General features: G+C 70.5%; 18 protein-coding genes and 1 pseudogene. 7 read left to right on the top strand and 12 right to left on the bottom strand.

Going from position 1 to position 20998, the window contains the following annotated elements; all coding sequences use genetic code 11:
• The first annotated feature begins 34 nt into the window (after positions 1-34).
• Positions 35-637 (top strand): GNAT family N-acetyltransferase, encoded by a 603-nt coding sequence (locus SALPAC6_RS0104940; RefSeq protein WP_018252336.1) that lies wholly within the window; start codon positions 35-37, stop codon positions 635-637.
• Here the strand turns inward: SALPAC6_RS0104940 and SALPAC6_RS25360 are convergent.
• From SALPAC6_RS25360 to SALPAC6_RS0104970, 5 genes and pseudogenes are all read right to left on the bottom strand, one after another.
• Positions 603-1178 (bottom strand): DUF418 domain-containing protein, encoded by a 576-nt coding sequence (locus SALPAC6_RS25360; protein ID WP_223874420.1) that lies wholly within the window; start codon positions 1176-1178, stop codon positions 603-605. The genes SALPAC6_RS0104940 and SALPAC6_RS25360 overlap by 35 nt on opposite strands.
• Before the next feature lie 100 nt (positions 1179-1278).
• A pseudogene (locus SALPAC6_RS28830) lies at positions 1279-1459 on the bottom strand (transposase); the annotation flags it as partial.
• A 1336-nt stretch (positions 1460-2795) separates the two neighbouring features.
• Complete coding sequence (gene ychF, locus SALPAC6_RS0104960; protein WP_018252340.1) at positions 2796-3881, bottom strand: redox-regulated ATPase YchF; 1086 nt, start codon at positions 3879-3881, stop codon at positions 2796-2798.
• Positions 3882-3946: 65 nt separating this feature from the next.
• Positions 3947-4678: a Type 1 glutamine amidotransferase-like domain-containing protein gene (locus tag SALPAC6_RS0104965; protein WP_018252341.1), complete on the bottom strand. Its 732-nt coding sequence runs from the start codon at positions 4676-4678 to the stop codon at positions 3947-3949.
• A 53-nt stretch (positions 4679-4731) separates the two neighbouring features.
• Positions 4732-5211: a hypothetical protein gene (locus tag SALPAC6_RS0104970; RefSeq protein WP_018252342.1), complete on the bottom strand. Its 480-nt coding sequence runs from the start codon at positions 5209-5211 to the stop codon at positions 4732-4734.
• 139 nt (positions 5212-5350) lie between these two features.
• Here SALPAC6_RS0104970 and SALPAC6_RS0104975 point away from each other — a divergent pair, with 139 nt between their 5' ends.
• From SALPAC6_RS0104975 to SALPAC6_RS0104990, 4 genes are read left to right on the top strand one after another with little or no spacing between them, the layout of a single operon-like run.
• Positions 5351-6787, top strand: coding sequence for an AlkA N-terminal domain-containing protein (locus SALPAC6_RS0104975; RefSeq protein WP_018252343.1), 1437 nt, complete (start codon positions 5351-5353; stop codon positions 6785-6787).
• Complete coding sequence (locus tag SALPAC6_RS0104980; RefSeq protein WP_018252344.1) at positions 6784-7296, top strand: methylated-DNA--[protein]-cysteine S-methyltransferase; 513 nt, start codon at positions 6784-6786, stop codon at positions 7294-7296. Before SALPAC6_RS0104975 ends, SALPAC6_RS0104980 begins: the two co-directional genes overlap by 4 nt.
• 36 nt (positions 7297-7332) lie before the next feature.
• Positions 7333-9150 (top strand): ABC transporter ATP-binding protein, encoded by a 1818-nt coding sequence (locus tag SALPAC6_RS0104985; protein WP_018252345.1) that lies wholly within the window; start codon positions 7333-7335, stop codon positions 9148-9150.
• Positions 9147-11051, top strand: a complete 1905-nt coding sequence (locus SALPAC6_RS0104990) for an ABC transporter ATP-binding protein (protein WP_018252346.1) — start codon at positions 9147-9149, stop codon at positions 11049-11051. The genes SALPAC6_RS0104985 and SALPAC6_RS0104990 overlap by 4 nt, the downstream gene beginning before the upstream one ends.
• A gap of 203 nt (positions 11052-11254) precedes the next feature.
• Here SALPAC6_RS0104990 and SALPAC6_RS0104995 read toward each other — a convergent pair whose 3' ends face one another.
• The 4 genes from SALPAC6_RS0104995 to SALPAC6_RS0105010 are packed head-to-tail and all read right to left on the bottom strand — an operon-like array spanning position 11255 to position 14706.
• On the bottom strand, positions 11255-11965 hold the full coding sequence (locus SALPAC6_RS0104995; protein ID WP_018252347.1) for an ABC transporter permease subunit: 711 nt from the start codon (positions 11963-11965) through the stop codon (positions 11255-11257).
• Between the two features lie 2 nt (positions 11966-11967).
• On the bottom strand, positions 11968-12924 hold the full coding sequence (locus tag SALPAC6_RS0105000) for an ABC transporter ATP-binding protein (RefSeq protein ID WP_018252348.1): 957 nt from the start codon (positions 12922-12924) through the stop codon (positions 11968-11970).
• Entirely contained in the window at positions 12921-13799 is an 879-nt protein-coding gene (locus tag SALPAC6_RS0105005) for an ABC transporter permease (protein ID WP_018252349.1), read from the bottom strand. Before SALPAC6_RS0105005 ends, SALPAC6_RS0105000 begins: the two co-directional genes overlap by 4 nt.
• A complete protein-coding gene (locus SALPAC6_RS0105010; protein ID WP_018252350.1) occupies positions 13792-14706 on the bottom strand; it encodes an ABC transporter ATP-binding protein in 915 nt (304 codons plus the stop codon). The genes SALPAC6_RS0105005 and SALPAC6_RS0105010 overlap by 8 nt, the downstream gene beginning before the upstream one ends.
• A 125-nt stretch (positions 14707-14831) precedes the next feature.
• On the opposite strand from SALPAC6_RS0105010, the gene SALPAC6_RS0105015 reads away from it, so the two are divergent.
• On the top strand, positions 14832-15410 hold the full coding sequence (locus SALPAC6_RS0105015; protein WP_018252351.1) for a DM13 domain-containing protein: 579 nt from the start codon (positions 14832-14834) through the stop codon (positions 15408-15410).
• Between the two features lie 91 nt (positions 15411-15501).
• The gene (gene cysC / locus SALPAC6_RS0105020) at positions 15502-17028 is read left to right on the top strand and encodes an adenylyl-sulfate kinase (RefSeq protein ID WP_018252352.1); all 1527 of its coding nucleotides are present in this window, start codon (positions 15502-15504) and stop codon (positions 17026-17028) included.
• A 373-nt stretch (positions 17029-17401) separates the two neighbouring features.
• Here the strand turns inward: cysC and SALPAC6_RS0105025 are convergent, their stop codons facing one another.
• The 3 genes from SALPAC6_RS0105025 to SALPAC6_RS0105035 form a co-directional block, all read right to left on the bottom strand.
• A complete protein-coding gene (locus tag SALPAC6_RS0105025; protein ID WP_018252353.1) occupies positions 17402-18616 on the bottom strand; it encodes an NADP-dependent isocitrate dehydrogenase in 1215 nt (404 codons plus the stop codon).
• 160 nt (positions 18617-18776) lie between these two features.
• Positions 18777-19727, bottom strand: coding sequence for a malate dehydrogenase (locus SALPAC6_RS0105030; RefSeq protein ID WP_018252354.1), 951 nt, complete (start codon positions 19725-19727; stop codon positions 18777-18779).
• Positions 19728-19849: 122 nt separating this feature from the next.
• Positions 19850-20710, bottom strand: coding sequence for a bifunctional methylenetetrahydrofolate dehydrogenase/methenyltetrahydrofolate cyclohydrolase (locus tag SALPAC6_RS0105035; protein ID WP_018252355.1), 861 nt, complete (start codon positions 20708-20710; stop codon positions 19850-19852).
• Between the last annotated feature and the right edge of the window lie 288 nt (positions 20711-20998).

Consider the following 20998-nt stretch of genomic DNA (forward strand, 5'->3'; position numbering starts at 1 on the left):
TCACCCCGAGGGGCTGCTCAACGATGATGATCAGATGGACGACCTCAGCATCCGGGACCGGGTCCCGGCCGACCTGCAACGCTGCATCTCAGTCCTCGCGGACGTGCACCGGCTGGACCGCTACCCGCTGAACTGGCCCGCCGACACATACCAGTGGCTGTCCCCCGACAACACCCGCCATGCCTGGATCGCCGAGCGAGGAAGCACCCTCGTCGGCCACGTAGCCATCCACCACCCCGCCTCCGCCGCCGACCCTGCCTTCACAACCAACCCTGTCGCTGCGACCAGCCCTGCCGCCACAACCGTGGTCGAGATCAGTCGCCTGTTCGTCGCACCGGCCGCCCGTCGACACAACACCGCAACCCGGCTCCTGCACCATGCTCGCCAATGGGCCACCGAGCACCAACTCGACCTCATGCTGGAGATCGTTGACGACCCCAGGTCAGCCGCCGCCATCGCCCTGTACGAGCACACCGGCTGGCGGCACACCCACACCACCACCGCCGACTGGACCAGCCCGGAAGGCCGCCCCGTCCGGCTGCGCCGCTACATCCTCCGCGGCCACCGGACCAGGGCGTCGTGGCCACCGGGCGACCCACTCCTCAACGAGAACGTGGCCAGGCCGATCGGTAGGTGAGACTACGTAGCAGCACCTCGGCCGGGCCACGGACAGACAGCCGGTCCATCAACAGCGCGCTGAGGACGCCGACGGTCCAGACACCAACAGCCACCGCAGAGTTCCACGCAACGCCGAAGTTGTCACCCAGCCCAAAGAAGTCCGGATCGAAGAGGACGAGGAATAGCAGGGATTGGCTCAGGTACAGAGTCAAGGAGCGTTGCCCACTCACCGACAGTGCCTTCACTATTGGGCCGGGAGTCTGCCGAGCGGCAACCGCGATTAAGGCAAACAGGGCCAGGTAACCTGCTGCGGCAGCATATCCGCCCGCCAGGTGGAGCATTCCCGCGATCGCACTGATACCGAGTGCTGGGTCAGTCCATATTGACGCCGCCATCAGCGCCAAGGGCACTCCGGCAAGGATGCCGACCGCCAGTCCGGCAACCGCGACCAGGCCAAGAACCCGCTTCCGCTCCGGCCCCCAGGTCAAGACTGACCTACGCCCCGCGTAGACACCGAAGAGCACCGCCGGCATCAGGCCGAACAGGCGTATCGTCCCCACGGCCCACTCACTCACCCTCGCCTGCACCGCCCCGATGGCCTCTCCGCCGAATATCGTCGGCGTCGCCGTGACCACTTCCGCCTGGCCAAGCGCCTCCGCGGGCAGCCCGATCCCGACAGATGACCTGGACCCCGGGATGCGCGTGCAGCCATTCGGCGAGGGTGCCGACGGGTGCGCTCGGGTAGGACGTCGATCGGCCGGCGGGTGTGCATGTCGAGCAGCACGGTCGCGTATCGGTGCCCACGGCGTCGGGCGAAGTCGTCCACGCCCAGCACCGTCGGCGTTCACCTCAGGTTCCTACTCGCACGAGGGAGATGTCGATGCCAGTCACGCTATTGGCCACAACTTCGGATGGCACTGAAGCAACCACCGTACCGCTGGTAGGGATAACCCATCCACGGTTACGACGACGCAACATGCAGTTGACGGATTCTTGTCGGGCTGTGCGCGGCCCCTCCGGACGCCTCCTGACAGAACGAGCCTGGTTCACCTACAGTCATCCCAGGGAGGGGATCTTCGCCGGCTTGGGCCTGATGCTCTGTGCAGGGTTTGCCTGCCTCTTCCTCATCGCCGTCGTAGGGCTGCTCGCGGCCTGGTGGAGACCCAAGGGCTAACGGGTCACTCTCGGGTTGGGAACGGGCTATGGGCCCCGAAGTAGGGCTATGGGTGCTCCGAGCTGCGAGGGCACCTGAGCCAGAAAGGCCACCGCAAGCCGTTACTCGCCTCCACCGCCTCCACCGCCCCCGCTGTCGCCACTCCCGCTGGCACTGTCATCGCCACTCCGGTGACCGCTCCCGGCAACCCACCATCCGTCGGCGTAGGCGCTGCCCCCCAGCCCTTCCAATCGCTTGACCCGCGCTCTGCGCACCGCCACTATTCCGAGCACGGTAGCTACCAGGGCGGCCAACACGAACAAAACCTCAAACATATGGCAAAGGTACGGCGGTGAACCGAGGCGCCGCAATCGACAGCAATGGTTCGGACGACTTCGGTACGAATGATTGATCGCGTACCGGATCGTCGCGCGGCAACTGGACCGGCCAGCGGTCGCACCTGCCCGGTTGGCCGTGCTGGACCTCGGTTCCAGAACACCTCGTACGGCGCGGGCACGCCAGGTGCCCGTCTTCTGAAGGGGCCGGGTGGTTGACGACGAGTCGCTGCGGCCGGTGAGACCCGGAATCACGGCCGTCACCCAGTGCGGCGGCTTTCGCGAGTTCGCCACCGGTCCGATGCAAAAGGCGACGTCAGCGCGGCGGCCAGCGCCCCGAATCCTGGATAACGACCGCATCTGTCCACAGTCCCGACAGGAGTAACGGTCTGTGTAGGGGCCCGGGCGGAGGTCCTTCCGCGTTCACGACCTCGGGTAGCTGTCCGCTTCCGACCGCTGCCGGCTGTCCATGTCGCAGCTTGTTGCTGTCAACATTGCTGTCGGGCTGTCGCCACCGACGGTGTGCGAGGCTTGGGAGTCCCGCAGTCGGCGGGACTCCCCGGACTCGGCCCGACTCGAACGGGCTGTCACCCTCTCCATGTTGCGGGCGCGGTCAACCGGAGCCACCACGCCTTGAGCGAGGACAACCGGATTCAATCAGGTCAACATACGCCCCCGCAACGCTTAACTCAGACGTTGAAGCGGAACTCCACCACGTCGCCGTCCTGCATGATGTAGTCCTTGCCCTCGATGCGAACCTTGCCCACCGCCTTCGCGGCGCTCATCGACCCGGCCTCGAGCAGGTCGTCGTAGGAGACGACCTCCGCCTTGATGAAGCCGCGCTGGAAGTCGGTGTGGATGACGCCGGCGGCCTCCGGGGCGCTCGCCCCGACCGGCACGGTCCAGGCCCGCGCCTCCTTGGGGCCGGCGGTGAGGTACGTCTGGAGCCCCAGCGTGCGGAAGCCGACCCGGACAAGCTGGTCCAGCCCGGGCTCGGCCTGCCCGATCGACTCCAGTAGCTCGCGGGCCTCCTCCTCGGGCAGGTCCACCAGCTCCGATTCGATCTTCGCGTCCATGAAGACGGCCTCGGCGGGGGCGACCAGGGCCCGCAGCTCGTCGAGGAACTCGGCGTTGGCCAGCTCGGCCTCGTCGACGTTGAAGACGTACAGGAAGGGCTTGGTGGTCAGCAGGTGCAGCTCGCGCAGATGCTCCAGCGCGACACCGGCGGCAGCCGCGCCCGCGTACAGGGTGGTGCCGTTGTCGAGCACCTCCACGGCGGCCTTGGCGGCGGTCACCGCGGCGGCCCGGTCCTTGCGGAGCTTGGCCTCCTTCTCCAGCCGGGGAATCGCCCGCTCCAGCGTCTGCAGGTCGGCGAGGATCAGCTCCGTGTTGATCGTCTCGATGTCGTCCGCCGGGGCGATCTTGCCGTCGACGTGTACGACGTTCGGGTCGGAGAAGGCGCGGACCACCTGGCAGATCGCGGCGGCGTCCCGGATGTTGGCGAGGAACGCGTTGCCCCGCCCCTGGCCCTTCGAGGCGCCGCGGACCAGCCCGGCGATGTCGACGAACGACACCGGCGCGGGGATCACCTTCTGCGAGTCGAAGATCCCGGCGAGCTTGCCCAGCCGCTCGTCCGGCAGGCCGACCACACCGACGTTGGGCTCGATGGTGGCGAAGGGGTAGTTCGCCGCGAGCACGTCATTCTTGGTCAGCGCGTTGAAGAGGGTGCTCTTGCCGACGTTGGGCAGGCCGACGATGCCGATGGTGAGACTCACGACGAGCCAGCTTACGCCGCCGCCGGTTGACCACCGGCACCTGGCCGACGATTCCTGTCGCCGGCTCAGTCCAGCAGGCGTGGGCCGATGGGGGTCTCCCGGATGCTGCCGTCCGGGCCGCGACTGACCTCGTACGCCGACACGCCCGGCCGGTCCGCGACCGCCTCGACCAGCCGCTCACCCCGGTAGAGCAGACCGACGCCGTCGTCGGTGCACCGGCTGGTGGGCAGCGTGCCGTCGCCGACCAACCGGTGTATCAACGGGCGCCGCTGGTCCTCACTGTCGTAGTGCACCCCGTTGCCGTACGGCAGCCAGCCCAGCCCGTCGGTGAAGCCCCGCAGGGTGGTTCCGAAGCTGTCGGTGGCGCCGCCGGAGTGCCAGCAGATCGAGCCGGCCGACACTCCGCCCAAGACGACCCCGGCCTCCCAGCACTCCCGCAGGATCTCGCCGAGGCCGTGCACCCGCCACACCGCCACGAGGTTGGCCACGCTGCCGCCGCCAACCCAGATGATGTCCTGCGCCCGCAGGTGGGCCCGCACGTCCTCGACGTTCGGCATCGGGAACAGCGCCAGGTGGGACATCCGGAACCGGCTGCCGGCGAACCCCTCGTAGACCCGGGTCAGCGTGGTCGGCTGATCCCCCTCGGCCTGGTTGAGGAAACAGATCCGCGGCTCCGCTGCGCCGGCCAATTCGGCGGCCAGGTCGAAGACCGGGTTGATTCGCCGGGGCTGGCCGGCGCGTCCCGGCGCGAAGATGCCCATGCTGGTGGCGAGGATGGTGGGTTCGGTGGCGGCCACGGTCGTCCTTTCCGTCGGGTGCGTCGCCCATCCTGCCCCGAGGGCGACCTCGGTCAGTCCCGGGGGAGGGTCTGGCGGGGAATGACCGGCTCGGTCCGCGGCGCTTCCGGGGGCAGTTCGGCGGCGGCGGCGAGCGGCAGGGTGAAGCGCGCGTCGGCCGCTGGCCCGACCGCGTGCGACTCGCGGAGCATCCACCGAACCTCGTCGGCCGTCCACCCCAGCCCCGGCCGGGCAGCGATCTCGCTGAGCAGCCGCAGCGCGGCCCGGGTGTCATCGTCGTAGAAGCGCACGCACCAGTGGTGCACCCACATGCCGAGGGCACGGAGCCGGTCGTCGTCCAGCGAGCGGACGAGCCGACCGCTGGCGGTGTCCTCGAACGCCCGCTCCGGGCTTCCGGCACGGTCCCGATCCAGCGCTCCGACCGCCGCCGGGGCGACCACCCGCATGCGGGTGAAGAAGCCCTGCGTGACCGCCGGATCCAGCGGCGGGTGCCCATCCCGTGTCGACGTCTGCCCGCCCGCCCCGCTCGCCATCGCCGCACCCTTCTCCCGTGACCTGGTGTGCGAGACGGTACCGACCAGGACCGACCGTTCCTGCCCCGGGCACCCCTGCGGTACACCGGCGTCCGATTCCCGCGAGCCGACGGGCTCCGGACGGAGGCATCATCGGTGCGTGGACCTGGACTTTGAACGGTGCTACCGGGCCGTTGACAGCCGCGACCAGCGGTTCGACGGCTGGTTCTACACCGGTGTGCTCTCGACCGGCATCTACTGCCGGCCATCCTGCCCGGCAACCACCCCGAAGCGAAAGAATGTGCGATTTTTCCCATCTGCTGCCGCGGCGCAGGGGGCCGGGCTGCGGGCCTGCCGTCGATGCCGGCCGGATGCGACCCCCGGTTCACCACAGTGGGATCTCCGGGCGGACCTGGTGAGTCGCGCCATGCGGCTGATCGCCGACGGCGTGGTCGATCGGGACGGGGTGCCCGGACTGGCGGCGCGGCTCGGCTACACCGAGCGCCACCTGCACCGGCTACTCCGCACCGAGCTGGGCGCCGGCCCGCTCGCGCTGGCCCGAGCGCAGCGCGCGCAGACCGCACGGACCCTGATCGAGTCCACCGACCTCGGGCTGGCGGAGGTCGCGTTCGCCGCCGGGTTCGGCAGCGTACGACAGTTCAACGACACGCTCCGCGAGGTGTACGCGGTCCCTCCGTCCGAGCTACGGGCCAACCGGCGTCGGCCAACGGTACCCGCGGGACCCGGCACGATCACGGTACGGCTGGCCTACCGCCCCCCACTGCACGTCGGGGCGCTGCTGGACTTCCTCGCCCCGCGGACACTGCCCGGGGTGGACCAGGTACGCGCCGGCACCTACCACCGGGGGCTACGGCTACCCCACGGCACCGGCACAGCGGCGCTGGCCCCGACGGAGCGGCACGTGGTGGCGACGCTACGCCTGACCGACCTGCGGGACCTGGCGCCGGCGGTGGCCCGGTGCCGCCGGCTGCTCGACCTCGATGCCGACCCCACCGCGGTGGACGCCGCCCTGGCCACCGACCCCGCCCTGGCCCCGATGGTCGCGGCGGAACCCGGGGTCCGGGTGCCCCGCACGGTCGACGGTTTCGAGGTGGCCGTCCGCGCGGTCGTCGGCCAGCAGGTCTCGGTGGCCTCCGCTCGCACCACGCTCACTCGGCTCCTGAGCCAGCTCCCCGCCCCCGTGCCCGAGGCGGACGGGCTGTCCGCGTTCCCCGCCGCCGAGGAGGTTCTTGCCGCGCCGGATACGGCATTCCGGATGCCGGCCGCCCGCCGGGAGACGCTGCGTCGGCTCGCGGCGGCGGTGGCCGCCGGGGAGATCGACCTGGAGCCGGGTGGGGATCGACAGGAGACCCGGCAGCGGCTGCTGGCCCTCCCCGGGATCGGGGCGTGGACCGCGGACTACGTCGCGCTCCGCGCGCTCGGCGACCCGGACGTCCTGCTCCCCACCGATGTGGCCGTCCGTCGGGGTGCCGCCGCCCTCGGCCTCCCCGACAGCCCGGACACCCTGCACTCGTACGCCGACCGCTGGCGCCCCTGGCGCTCGTACGCGCTGAGCCGACTCTGGAGAGCAGCATGAACACGATCGACGCCACCATCACCGACACCCCGGCCGGCCCACTCGCCATCCTCGCCGGACCGGACGGGGCGGTCCGAGCCGCCGGCTTCACCACCGACCTGCCCGCCCTGCTCGCCCTGGTCCACCCACGCCTGCGCGCCCCGTTGCGCCAACGCCGCGACCTCGGCCCGGTCACCACCGCCGTCACGGCGTACCTGGAGGGGGAGCTGACCGCGGTGGACGAGGTTCCGGTCGAGCAGCACACCGACGGTGCGTTCCTGGCCCACGCCTGGGACGTGCTGCGAGACCTGAAGCCGGGCAATCCGGTCACCTACACGGAGCTCGCCGGGCTGGCCGGACGCCCAGCGGCGGTCCGGGCCGCCGCGGCGGCCTGCGCCCGGAACACCGCCGCACTCTTCGTCCCCTGTCACCGGGTGCTCCGCACCGACGGAACCCTGGGCGGCTACCGCTGGGGACTGGATGTGAAGAAGTGGTTGCTGAATCATGAGCGACAGTTGACAGCAAGCTGACACCGGCGACGGTCCTAAAGGACGTAACGTCGGGTAGTGCCCGCGGAGGTTGACGGCGATCCGGGCCCCACCACGGGCCGACATCCGTTCGACAGCCTCTGGCGGCTGCGGCACTACCTGCGCCCATATGCGCCGGAGTTCGCCTGGCTCTTCCTCGCCGGCCTGGCCGCCATGGCGGCGGGGATCGCCGTACCGCTGGTGGCCCAGCGGGTGGTGGACGGCCCGGTCGCCCGGCAGGATCCGGCCGGGCTGTTCCGCCTCGCCGGCCTGGCGCTGCTCTTCGGGCTCGCCGAAGCGGTGCTGATCTTCATCCGCCGCTGGGTGCAGTCCTCCTCCTCGCTGGGGATCGAGACGGCCATCCGGGCCGACATCTACGCCCACCTGCAACGATTGCCGGCCAGCTTTCACGACCGGTGGCAGTCCGGTCAGCTCCTCTCCCGGATCACCACCGACCTTTCGGCGATCCGTCGGTTCCTCTCCTTCGGCCTGCTCTTCCTCGCCCTGAACCTGGTCACGTACACCGTGGTGGTGGCGCTGCTGATCCGGCTGCACCCCGTGCTGGGCCTGGCCGTGGCAGTCAGCGCCATCCCGCTGTTCCTCCTCGCGCGGCGGTTCGCCCGCGCGTACCACGCCGCCTCCCGGCGGATGCAGGACCAGCAGGGCGACCTGGCCACGCTGGTTGAGGAGACCGCGCAGGGGCTACGCACGGCGAAGGCGTACGGGCGGGGGCCGGAGCTGGCCGCGCGATTCGCCGTCAGCTCCCAAGCGCTACACGACACCGCGGTCGGCAAGGGACGGCTGCTCGCCGACACCTCCGCCCGGCTCGACCTGGTGCCGAACCTGACCCTGGGCGTCGTCCTCATCGCCGGGGCGGGCGCCGCCGCCGCCGGCACGCTCACCATCGGCGAGCTGGTGGCCTTCGTCAGCCTCCAGCTCCTGCTGATCTGGCCGGTGCAGGGCCTGGGGTGGATCATCGCGGGCGGGCAGGAGGCGGCCACCGCGGCCGACCGGATCCGGGAGGTCCTGGACACCCCGCCCGCGATCCTGGACGCTCCCGACGCCGCCGCCCCACCCCGCGCCCAGATCCTCGGTCGGTTGCGGTTCGCAGGTGTCTCGTTCCGGTACCCGGGTGCCCGCGCACCCGTGCTGCGCGACGTTGACCTCACCATCGAGCCAGGCGAGACGGTGGCACTGGTCGGCGCGACCGGCTCCGGCAAGAGCACCCTGCTGTCCCTGGTACCCCGGCTGCACGACGTGACCGGCGGCCACATCACCATCGACGGGTACGACGTGCGGTGCCTGAAGCTGACGACGCTGCGCCGGCTGGTCGGGGTGGCCTTCGAGGAGCCGACGCTCTTCTCCATGTCGGTGTGGGAGAACGTGACCCTGGGCCGGCCCGACGCCGCTGACGAGGAGGTCCGGGCCGCGCTCACGCTGGCGCAGGCCACCTTCGCCTACGACCTGCCGTGGGGGTTGGCGACTCGGGTCGGCGAGCAGGGCCTGTCCCTCTCCGGCGGGCAGCGGCAACGGCTCGCGCTCGCCCGGACGGTGCTCAGCCGCCCCGCCCTGCTCCTGCTCGACGACCCCCTGTCCGCCCTCGACGTGCACACCGAGGCGCTCGTCGAGACGGCGCTACGACAGGCCCTACCCGACACGACAACCCTGGTCGTGGTGCACCGACCGGCCACGATCGCACTCGCCGACCGGGTCGCCCTGCTGGAGGCCGGCCGGATCACCGCGCTGGGCCGCCACTCCGACCTACTCACCACGGTGCCGGCGTACCGTGCCCTGCTCTCGGCCGAACCGGGCCCACCGGCGGGCCATCCGACCCCCAACGGCCTGGTGCGCTCGTGACCGACGGCGACAATCGGGGCGGTGACCCGCGGTCGGCCGCCCCCGTGCCACGACCACGGCCGGCCCGGGAGAACTGGCGCGGCATCGCGGTTGACCCGGACGCCGACCGCAGCCGGGCCGAGGCCACCGATCCGGCGGCGGTGGCCCGGCTGCGCGCCCGCAGCCGAGTGCTGCTGCGCAACCTGATCCACCCGCACCGCCGACAGCTCGCCGTCGCCGTCGTGCTGCTGCTCATCCAGAATGTGGCGGGCATGGCCGGACCATATCTGGTGATGCTCGGCATCGACCGGGCCATTCCGCCGCTGCGGGCCGGTGATGCCAGGCCGTTGACGTACATCGCGGCCGCGTTCGTCGTCGCCACGGTCGCCGAGTACATCACCCGCCGCGGCTTCCTCGTCCTCTCCGCCCGGATCGGTCAGGCTGTGCTCCTTGACCTCCGACGCCGGGTGTACAGGCACTTCCTGCGCCTGTCGGTGACCTTCCACGAGCGGTACACCTCCGGACGGATGGTCTCCCGGCTCACCAGCGACCTGGACTCCATCGGCGAGTTGGTCGGCGGTGGCATCGACAGCCTGGTCCTCGCTGCCCTGTCGATCCTGTCGGTGGCCGCGATCCTGCTCTGGCTGGACCTTCCGCTGGCCGCCGTGACGCTGCTGGCGTTCCCGTTCCTGTTCTGGCTGTCCCGCTGGTTCGCCCGCACCTCGGCCGTGGCGTATCGGTGGACCCGGGACACCATCGCCCTGGTTATCGTGCATACCGTCGAGTCGCTGCGGGGGATCCGGGCGGTACAGGCGTTCCGCCGCGAGCCGCGCAACCAACGGATCTTCACCCGGGTCAACGACGACTACCGACGGGCCAGTCTGCATGCGTTTCAGCTCATCGCCACCTACTCGCCCGGGGTCAAGCTGATCGGCAACGTCACCATCGCCGCAGTGCTCTGCTACGGCGGGTGGCGCGTCCTCAACGGCCACGTCGAGGTCGGGGTGCTCGCCGCCTTCCTGCTCTACCTGCGTCGGTTCTTTGAGCCGATGCAGGAACTGAGCCAGTTCTACAACTCGCTGCAGTCGGCCACCGCGGCGCTGGAGAAGCTCGCCGGGGTGCTGGACGAGCGGCCTGAGGTACCGGAGCCGGCCCGCCCGGTGCCGCTGCCGGCCACCGAAGCCGGGCGCGGCGCGGTGACCTTCCACTCGGTCTCCTTCGGGTACTACCCGCAGTCCCCGATCCTGCGTGGACTGGATCTGGACATCCCGGCCGGACAGACCGTCGCGCTGATCGGACCGACCGGCGCCGGCAAGTCGACCATCGCCAAGCTGCTCGCCCGTTTCCACGACCCGAACACGGGCACCGTTTCGATGGGGGGCGTGGACCTGCGGGACCTCGCCGACGCCGACCTACGGCAGGCGCTCGTCCTGGTCACGCAGGAAACCCACCTCTTCGGCGGGACGGTCGCGGAGAACATCCGCTTCGGCCGGCCCGACGCCGACGACGCCGCGGTGGCGGCGGCGGCGAAGGCAATCGGCGCGGACGAGTTCATCACCGCGCTGCCCGACGGGTACGCCACCCAGGTGCATCGCCGCGGTAGCCGGCTCTCGGCCGGTCAGCGGCAGCTCGTCGCGTTCGCTCGGGTGTTCCTGGCCGACCCGGCGGTGCTGATCCTCGACGAGGCGACCTCGGCCCTCGACGTCCCGACCGAACGAGCGGTCCAGCGGGCCCTGGCCACCATTCTGCGGGACCGTACCGCGCTGGTGATCGCGCACCGACTCTCCACCGTCGAGATCGCCGACCGGGTGGTGGTGCTGGAGTCGGGGCGGATCGTCGAGGACGGTCCACCGGCGCGCCTGGTCCACCGCGACGGGCGATACGCCGCGCTGCACCGCCAGTGGCTGGACTCCCTGAGCTGAGCGGGAGGACAAGGTCAGGCAGAAGCCCCGGTAAGGACGGTGAGGCTGGAGACGGCCACCGCGGCTGGCTCAGCAGCGAGCGAATCGGCACGCAGCACCACCTCGCCTGCGGCTGCCAAGCGTTGGACGAGTCACCCTAGCCCCGCACTGCCCGGAGTGAACCCCGCCGGCTATCCCACCGGTGGTGGGGCCGCCGACCTGACTCAGCTGGTGTCGCCGGCCACACTGAACGACCGGAGCCGATCGACTGCCAGGGCGGTGAAACCGATCGTGATCAGCGCGCTCATCACCGCCGCGACCGGCACCGAGACATCGGTGGCGAGCAGCTCGGTCGGGGCGAACCGGTCGGCGAGTGCGATCACGTACTGCTGGATGGAGAGCACCTTCGTCCCGCTGACGAAGTTGCCGAGCAGCCCCTCCCAGATCAGCACGTAGACCAACCCGAGCAGCACCGGGCGGCGCGTGACCAGGCTGAGCGCGAGGAAGAGCGCGCAGTAGGCCAGCGCGCCGATGGCGGCGGCGGCGGCGAGCGCCAGACCGACCCAGACCGAGCTGGCGAGCACACCGGCCACATACAGCGGCACGGCGACGGTGACCGCGGTGACCCCGGCCGCCACCGCCAGCTTCGGCAACACGATCTGCCAGCGCGGCAACGGCTTGGTGAGGATGTGCACCACGGTGCCGTCGTCAATCTCCGCGCCGAGTACGCCGGTCCCGACGATCAACGCGATCACCGGCAGCACCACGGCCAACCCGAGGCCGACCAGCACCGGCGGCCCCCACGCGCCGGGATCCACCCCCAGCGCGCGGGAGAGCACCGCGAGCAGGACCAGCAGCACCGGTAGTGGGAACAGCAGCAGGAAGCGGCGCCGCCCCAACAGCCCCCGGGCGGTGATCCAGGAAACAGTCGACATGGTCAGGCCTCCACCAGGTAGGAGAACACGCTCTCCAGGGACTCGTCCTCGGGCACGAGCTGCCGCACCCGGATCCCGTGGGCCGGGGCAACCTTGGGCAGCGCCCGGGTGAAGGCGCCGTAGTCGCTCACCCGCACGGTCAGCCCGCCCCGGCCCAGCTCCACGCCGGTCACCGATGGCTCCGCCATCAGCGCCACGGCGAGCGCCCGGTCGTCGGTGGACCGGACCCCGAAGACGTGGGGCCGATTGGTCATCAGCCGACGGATCGTCCGGAAGTCGCCGGAGGCGGCGAGCCGGCCGGCGACCATCACCTGCACCGTGCCGGAGAGCTGCTCGACCTCCTCCAGGATGTGCGAGCTGAACAGGATGGTGCGCCCGGCGCCGCCGAGGCGGTGCAGCAGGTCCATCATGTGCAGCCGCTGTCGCGGGTCCATCCCGTTGAACGGCTCGTCAAGCAGCAGCACCTGCGGGTCGTGGACCAGCGCCGCCGCCACCCGCGCCCGCTGTCGCATGCCCTTGGAGTACGTGCCGATCCGGCGTGACTGCGCCCCCTCCAACTCGACCAGGGCGATCGCCCGGCGAGCGGCCTCCGAGGGGTCCGGCAGCCGGTGCAGCCGTGCGCTGGCCAGCACGAACTCGTACGCGGTGAGAAAGGTGTGCACGGCCTCCCGTTCGCTGACCAGCCCCAGCCGCCGGTAGACCTCGGGGTTGCGCCAGGTGGGCGTCCCGTCCAGGGTCACCGCGCCACGGGACGGCGCGAGGAAGCCGGCCATCATGTGCAGCAGCGTCGTCTTACCCGCGCCGTTGGGCCCGAGTAGCCCGGTGACCCCCGGCCCCAGGCTCATGCTGACATCGTTGACGGCGACCACGTTGCCGTACCAGCGGGAGACGCCCGCCAGATCCAGTCGGCTGCCTGTGGGGGCGGGCGCCGACCTCGGTTCCACACTGGTCACGCTCATCGGGTGGCCACCTTCCGGTAGCGGGCCAACAGGAGAACGACACAACCGGCCACGAGCAGCACGGCCGCGAAGGCGTAGAGCGGGCCGAGCCCACCGATGGGCAACCCCTCCCCGCGCTCGAAGAGCAGGTCCCCGAGCGCCCAGGTGCCCACGCCGTTAACCATGGTCATCGGCGAGGCGAGGAAGGCCAGCTCATTGATTGTCTGCGAGGGCAGGATGGCGAGGATGCCGACGATCGGCGTGGTCATCAGGAAGACCGCGACGATCCCACCGGCGGCGAACGCCCGCTTGCCGGTCAGCGCGGCGACCAACAGACCGATCGCGCCGAAGACCGCTGCCCAGAGACCGGCGTAGAGCAGCCCCGGCAGCAGGTCGAGCAGCTCGTTCCAGACCCCCCGCGGGCCCTCCTCGAGGGTGAAGGCGGCGCCGAGGAACATCACCAGCTGTGGGCCGCCGAGCAACAACCAGAGCGCGGTGACCAGGGAGAGGAGCTTGGCCAGCGGATAGTCCGACCGAGCCAGCGGCCGGGAGAAGTACAGCGGCAGCACTCCGCTACGCAGGTCTCGACTGACCAGTTCGGGGGCCGCGACGGCGACGAAAAAGATGATCAGCCAGCTCATCGTGTCGGCGAACTGCGCATATGTGATCACCACCTGACCGATCTGGCTCCGGACGGCGGCGACCACGGCGGCGACCACGATCACGATGCCCACCACCAGCCAGGGGAAGATCTTCGCCTTGGCGCTGCGGCCGAAGCCGAAGACCGTGCGCAGCCCGTGCAGGTAGAGCGCGCCGAACACCGGACCACGGCCGAGGCGGGGGCCGGTGTAGCGCTGGTAGCCGATGTCGTGAATGACTCCGGTCGACTCAGACATGGCTGGGCTCCCTCGTGGCGAACAGCTCGGCCACCCGGTGGCGACGCTGGTCCAACCGGTGCAGCGGCAGGTCCAGCTCAGCAACCGCGCCGAGGATCTGATCGTAGGTGTCGTCATCGGCCAGCTCGACGAGGAGCAGGCGGCCTTCCCGGCGAACCGGCAGCCGCAGTGCGGCCAGGCGGGCGGCGAGTTCCTCGGTGCCCTCGCTGACCTCCACGGCGAGCACGTCGGTGGCCGAGGTCATGGCGTCGATCCGGTCGGCCCGCAGCAGCCGACCGCCGTCGATGGCGACCAGCGTGTGACAGATCCGCTCGACCTCGCCGAGCAGGTGCGAGCAGACCAGAACCGAGATGCCGAACTCGGTGCCGATCCGGTGGATCAGGGCGAGCATCGCGTCCCGCCCGGCCGGGTCGAGCCCGTTGGTCGGCTCGTCGAGCAGCAGCAGGTCCGGGTCGTGCACCAGGGCCTGAGCGAGCTTCACCCGCTGCTTCATGCCGGTCGAGTAACCGCCGACCGGACGGTAGCGCTCCTCGTAGAGCCCGACGTGTCGCAGCGCCTCGCTGGCCCGCTCGCGGGCCACCGTCCGTGGCAGGCCGCTGATCCGGCCGAGGTGGGTAACGAACTCGGCGGCGGAGAGGTCGGGGGGAAGAGCCTCGTGCTCGGGCATGTAGCCGACGCGCGCACGGACCCGGTCGGGCTGGGTGGTCGGATCCAGGCCGAGGACCCGGACCTGCCCACTGGTCGGCGGGAGCAGACCGAGCAGAATCTTGATCAGGGTGGACTTGCCGGCGCCGTTCGCGCCGACGAGACCGACGATGCCGGGCTCGACCACGACGGTCAGATCGGCCAGCGCGGTGACCCCACCCCGGTAGGTTTTGGTCAGCGACTCGGTCGCGATGAGTGCCACGCCCCCAGATTAGGCAGGTGCCGCCCGACACCGACACCCGACGCGCCCCTGATCATTCCCGTAGGGGGCGGCAGTCGTAAGGCTCCGGTAATTCCCCCACCGCCCCCCGCCGGCAGACTGGACGCATGGCTTCACGACTGCTGCGCGCCCCGCTCACCTGGGTCGCGGTCACCGTTCTCGCCGCCGGCACCACCTTCGGTCTCTACTGGTTCCAGCCGTGGAAACTGGTCACCGACACCGAGGTGAACGAAGAACTGGCGGTCGTGGCCAGCGAAGCGCCCTCATCGCCCACCAACTCCACACCAGTCGACGACTCCGCATCAGCCGAAGGCGCCACCCCGGGCACCGGCCCGACGATCGTCCGCAGCGGCGAGTTCATCACCCACGAACACGACACCAGCGGCACCGCCCGGATCATCCGCACCGCCGACGGCGAGCTGCGGCTGGAACTGGTCGGCCTGGCCACCTCCAACGGCCCTGACCTTCGGGTGTGGTTGACCGACCAGCCGGTCCGGAGCGGCGAAGCCGGGTGGCATGTGTTCGACGACGGCCACTGGGTCGAGTTGGGCCGACTCAAGGGCAACCGCGGTGACCAGGCGTACGACATCCCGGCCGAGGTGGACCTGGACGAGCTGACCAGCGTGTCAATCTGGTGTAAACGGTTCGCGGTGTCCTTCGGCGCGGCCCCCTTGGCCACTGCCTGAGATCCGGCCGCGTCCCCAACTCCTGGAGTGGCACTCGACCGATCCCCAGGTCGGCTGAGAAACTAGTGCCGAACAGTGATTTGGGGGGTTCATGAGTAACGGTTGGGTGCCGCCCGACGAGGTGCTGCGGGACGCGCCGGCGTACTCGCCCCGCCCGGGTGAACTGGCCGATCTGGAGCTACTCCTCATCGGGGCATACACCCCGCTGACCGGCTTCATGACCCGCGCCGACCTGGTCTCGGTGAGCCGGCGGGGCCGGCTCACCGACGACGCTCCCTGGTCGGTGCCGGTGACGCTCCAGGTACCGGCGGCCCTCGCCGAGCGGCTCGACGTCCGGGATCCGGCCCGCCGCACGTTGGTGCTGACCGACGGCGAGGGGGCCCCGATGGCCGCGCTGGAGGTCACCGACGCCTGGCCGGTGCGCGACGGGGTGACGGGGGTCGGTGGTCCGGTGCGCCGGCTCGGCGACGGCGGACACGGCCCGTTCCAGCGGCTACGCCGCACCCCGGCGGAGATCCGCTCGCTACTGCCACCCGGCCGGGTGCTCGGGGTGGTCGCCGACCGGCCGCTGCACCGGCCGCAACTCGCCCAGATCGCCCACGCGACCCGTACCCTCGGCGCCCACCTGCTGGTGCTGATCCCGATCGGCGAGGACGGCGGCGAGCTGCCGCCGGAGGCCCTGGTGCGCAGCGTCTTCGCCGCCCGGGACCGGATGCCACCGGCGACGCTGATCGCCGTTCCGCTGCCCCGTCGCCGTGAGGAGATCAGCGACGCGCTGCTCCGGGCGCGGGTCTCGGCGGCCTACGGGGTGACCCATCTTCTCTCCACCGGCGAGATGCTCTCCGGGGCAGGGCTGCGGGTGCTGGTCCCGCGGGAGTTGGCCTACGACAACCGGGACGGGCAGTGGCGGTGGCGGGAGGACATCCCGCCGCGTAACCGGCGGCAGGCGCTGACCCAGGCCGAGATCGACGACCTGCTGGACCGGGGATTCCCGCTGCCGGAGTGGCACACTCCTCCGGCGGTGGCGAAGGAGTTGGTACACGCCCGCCCACCCCGCCGTTACCGAGGCTTGGTCATCTTCCTGACCGGCCTCTCCGGTTCCGGCAAGTCCACCATCGCCCGTGGTCTCGCCGATGCCCTACGGGAGCAGGGCGAACGGACGGTCACCCTGCTCGACGGCGATATCGTGCGTCGGGAGCTGTCCGCTGGGCTCGGCTTCAGCAAGGCCGACCGGGACGCGAACGTCCGCCGGATCAGCTGGGTGGCTGCCGAGATCGCCCGGCACCGGGGGGTGGCGATCTGCTGCCCGATCGCCCCCTACGAGCACGCTCGGGCCGCCGCTCGAAAGATGACGCTGGCCACCGGGGCGGGCTTCCTCCTGATCCACGTCTCCACCCCGCTGGAGGTCTGCGAGCAGCGGGACCGGAAGGGCCTGTACGCGCGCGCCCGCGCGGGCCTGCTGACCGGGATGACCGGAGTGGACGACCCGTACGAGGAGCCGACCGACGCCGAGCTGACGGTCGACACGACCGACCTGTCGGTGGAGGAGGCGGTGCAGGAGGTCCTGCACCAGCTGGCCGAGACGGGCTGGGTCGAACCCCGCCACCCGAGCGGGTAACCAGTCCCCTGGTCGCGCCGTTCCACGGCAGGCGGCACAGGGCGTGTCGGCTCGTGGAAGGAGGCGAGGGCTCCGGGCACCCGACCAGGGGCTCGGGACATCAGCCCGGGAGCACGGGAGAGGGGCACGGAAGCGGGGTGCGGGGGGCCCGGGACAGGGCCCCCCGCTGGGAAGGGACGGCTGGCTGTGCGTGACAGCCGGGAAAGCTGACGGGCGGCGCACGTCGCGGGCGACCGCGGTCAACCTTCCTGGACGCGACTGGCATCTCGTCCATCTGGGTCAACGAGGCGCGCCGGAGAAAGTCGCGCCTCCCGCCGGCTCGACCCCACCCGCCGACTGCCCCACCGGCAGTCGGCGGCCCCGCCGGTCGAGATCAGGCGAGCTTGCGGGCCAGGTTCTCGTCCAGCGCGTTCATGAACTCGTCGGTGGTCAGCCACGGGGCGTCCCGCGAGATGAGCAGCGCGAGGTCCTTGGTCATCTGGCCGCCCTCGACGGTCTCGATGATGACCTTCTCCAGCGTGTTGGCGAACTCGGTAACCGCCGGGGTGCCGTCCAGCTTGCCCCGGTGGGCCAGGCCCCGGGTCCAGGCGTAGATCGAGGCGATCGGGTTGGTCGAGGTCTTCTCGCCCTTCTGGTACTGCCGGTAGTGCCGGGTGACGGTGCCGTGCGCGGCCTCGGCCTCGACGGTGCGGCCGTCGGGGGTCATCAGCACGGACGTCATCAGGCCGAGCGAGCCGAAGCCCTGCGCGACGGTGTCGGACTGCACGTCACCGTCGTAGTTCTTGCAGGCCCAGACGAAGCCGCCCTCCCACTTGAGCGCCGCGGCGACCATGTCGTCGATCAGCCGGTGCTCGTAGCTGATGCCGGCCGCCTCGAACTCGGCCTTGAACTCAGCCTCGTAGACCTCGGCGAAGATGTCCTTGAACCGGCCGTCGTACGCCTTGAGGATGGTGTTCTTGGTCGACAGGTATACCGGGTAGCCACGGTCGAGGCCGTACCGCATGGAGGCCCGGGCGAAGTCCCGGATCGACTCGTCGAAGTTGTACATGCCCATGGCGACCCCGCCGCCGGGGAAGTTGGCGATCTCCATCTCGACCGGCTGGGTGCCGTCGGTCGGGGTGTAGGTGATGGTGACCTTGCCCGGCCCGGGGACGACGAAGTCGCTGGCCTTGTACTGGTCGCCGTGGGCGTGCCGGCCGATGATGATCGGCTTCGTCCAACCGGGCACCAGACGCGGCACGTTGGACATGATGATCGGCTCACGGAAGACGACGCCGCCGAGGATGTTGCGGATGGTGCCGTTCGGCGACCGCCACATCTTCTTCAGGCCGAACTCCTCGACCCGCGCCTCGTCCGGAGTGATCGTGGCGCACTTGACGCCGACGCCGTGCTCCTTGATCGCGTTGGCGGCGTCGACGGTGACCTGGTCGTCGGTCTCGTCCCGGTGCTGGATCGAAAGGTCGTAGTAACGCAGGTCGACGTCGAGGTAGGGCAGGATCAACTGCTCCCGGATCTGCTTCCAGATGATCCGGGTCATCTCGTCGCCGTCGAGCTCTACGACCGGGTTGTTTACCTTGATCTTCGCCATCGGCCGGCGCTCCTCTCGGGGGACACATGCTCAAGCAGTACGAGCGTACTGCAAACAATCCCGCTCTCCCCAGCCGGCCTCATTCCGGGGACCGAACCCTCGGCGTAGCCGACGGCAGCGCCCGCGGCCGGGTGACCACGGGGCGCTGCCGTCGAGGTGATCACATGCTGGCGATGTCGCTCTGCTTGGCGCGAACCGCCTCGGCGGCCTCCTTCAGGGCGGCCAGCTCATCGGCGTCCAGGTCGGTCTCGACGACCCGCCGGACTCCCTGCGCGCCGATCTCCGCCTCTACCCCGAGGTAGACGCCGGAGATGCCGTACTCCCCGTCCACCCAGGCGCAGACCGGCATGACCTCGCCGGAGTCCTCGGCGACGGCCTTCGCCATCCGGGCGGCGGCGGCCGACGGGGCGTAGTAGGCCGAGCCGGTCTTCAGCAACGCCACCACCTCGGCGCCACCGTTGCGGGTCTTGACCACCAGCTCCTCGATCTGCTCGGCGGGCATCGCCTCGCGCAGCGGCTTGCCGGCCACGCTGCTCTGTGACGGCACCGGGACCATGGTGTCCCCGTGCGAGCCCAGCGTCAGCGTTCGCACCGACGCCACCGGTACGCCGAGCGCCTCGGCCACGAAGTTGGTGAACCGGGCGGTGTCCAGCATGCCGGCCTGCCCGAGCACCCGGTTATGCGGGAACTGGGTGGCGATCTGGGCCAGCGCGGTCATCTCGTCGAGCGGGTTGGAGACCACGATCACGACGGCGTTCGGCGCGTACTTGGCGACGTTCTCGGCGACCTGCCGGACGATCTTGGCGTTGGTCTCCAGCAGGTCCATCCGGCTCATGCCCGGCTTGCGCGGCAGGCCGGCGGTGACAACGACGACATCCGAGCCCTCGATGGCCTCGTAGCCCTCGCCGTTGGGGCCGGTGGTCACACCAACCAGCTTGGTCTCGAAGCCCTCGATGGCCCGTGACTGGTTGAGGTCCAGGGCGAGACCGGCCGGCTTACCCTCCACGATGTCCGTGATCACGACGGTGTCGAAGACGTCGTACTCGGCCAGACGCTGCGCGGTGGTGGAGCCGTAGAAGCCGGCCCCGACGACAGTGACCTTCTTACCCATTGACGTCCCACTCCCTGATACCAGTCGGTTTTTCCGGACCGTATCAGCCATCCTGGCACCGATCCGGTCAGGGGCGGACGGTTATGACCCCGATGGGTGCGCTTCGGTGCCGCTGCGGGACCTCAGCCGCGCTCGGCCCGCTCCACGACGTTGGTCAGCAGCATCGCGCGGGTCATCGGTCCCACTCCACCGGGCATCGGGACCAGGGCCCCGGCCACCTCGGCGACGCCGGGATCGACGTCGCCGGTGTAGCGGCCCTTACCATCGGGGCCGATCACCCGGGTGATCCCGACGTCCACCACGACCACGCCCGGCGTGATCATGTCGGAGGTGAGTAGTCCCGGCACACCGGCCGCGACGATCACAATGTCCGCGGCCCGGGTGTGCGCGGCGAGGTCGAGGGTGCCGGTGTGGCACAGGGTGACGGTCGCGTTCTCGCTGCGCCGGGTGAGCAGCAGCCCAAGCGGACGGCCGACCGTGTTACCCCGGCCGATCACGACGACCCGGGCACCCCGTAGCGCCACATCGTGTCGGCGGAGCAGCTCGACAATCCCGCGCGGGGTACAGGGCAGCGGCCCCGGGTAGCCGAGCACCAGCCGGCCCAGGTTCACCGGGTGCAGACCATCGGCGTCCTTGTCCGGATCGATCAGCTCCAGCACTCGCTGGGTGTCGAGGTGGCCGGGGAGCGGTAGCTGCACGATGTAGCCGTGACAGGCCGGGTCGTCGTTCAGGTCGGCCAGTACGGCGTCCACCTGCTCCTGCGTGGCGTCGGCCGGAAGTTCCCGACGGAGCGAGGCGACGCCGACCTCGGCGCAGTCACGGTGCTTGCCGTTGACGTACGCCTGGGAGCCGGGATCAGCGCCGACCAGGACCGTGCCGAGACCCGGCGTGACACCCCGTTCCGCCAGAGCCTTCACGCGGACCCGCAGCTCGTCCTTGATCTGAGCTGCGGTCGCCTTGCCATCCAGAAGCGTCGCCGTCACCTCCAGATCGTCTCACGCCGGCCACCGTGCGGGGCCGACGACCCGGGCAGCCGACGGCCGGCACTGCTGTGGCCGGGGACACCAGGACTGCCCGTCAGGTGCGATTCGTCACTCTGGGTAACGCATGAGGGCCCAAAACCGGACGACCGACGGTGGGCAGGGGCACGCCGGACGGTCGGCGACGGCGGGTTCGGTGTCGCCGTTGCGGGTCGACACACCCCGACCGATCCGCCGGTTCGGCGAGCCAAAGGCGCAGGTCAGCAGCGGCTGCAATAGCACAGAGGGGCA

Origin of the sequence: Salinispora mooreana (assembly GCF_000379065.1) — a bacterium.
Classification (GTDB): Bacteria; Actinomycetota; Actinomycetes; order Mycobacteriales; family Micromonosporaceae; genus Micromonospora; species Micromonospora mooreana.

Coding starts and splice junctions, on each gene's coding strand:
- SALPAC6_RS0104940 (WP_018252336.1), top strand. CDS start 35: ATGGACGACCTCAGCATCCGGGACCGGGTCCCGGCCGACCTGCAACGC.
- SALPAC6_RS0104970 (WP_018252342.1), bottom strand. CDS start 5,211: ATGGCGAGCGGGGCGGGCGGGCAGACGTCGACACGGGATGGGCACCCG.
- SALPAC6_RS0104980 (WP_018252344.1), top strand. CDS start 6,784: ATGAACACGATCGACGCCACCATCACCGACACCCCGGCCGGCCCACTC.
- SALPAC6_RS0104995 (WP_018252347.1), bottom strand. CDS start 11,965: ATGTCGACTGTTTCCTGGATCACCGCCCGGGGGCTGTTGGGGCGGCGC.
- SALPAC6_RS0105000 (WP_018252348.1), bottom strand. CDS start 12,924: ATGAGCGTGACCAGTGTGGAACCGAGGTCGGCGCCCGCCCCCACAGGC.
- SALPAC6_RS0105005 (WP_018252349.1), bottom strand. CDS start 13,799: ATGTCTGAGTCGACCGGAGTCATTCACGACATCGGCTACCAGCGCTAC.
- SALPAC6_RS0105015 (WP_018252351.1), top strand. CDS start 14,832: ATGGCTTCACGACTGCTGCGCGCCCCGCTCACCTGGGTCGCGGTCACC.
- cysC (WP_018252352.1), top strand. CDS start 15,502: ATGAGTAACGGTTGGGTGCCGCCCGACGAGGTGCTGCGGGACGCGCCG.
- SALPAC6_RS0105025 (WP_018252353.1), bottom strand. CDS start 18,616: ATGGCGAAGATCAAGGTAAACAACCCGGTCGTAGAGCTCGACGGCGAC.
- SALPAC6_RS0105030 (WP_018252354.1), bottom strand. CDS start 19,727: ATGGGTAAGAAGGTCACTGTCGTCGGGGCCGGCTTCTACGGCTCCACC.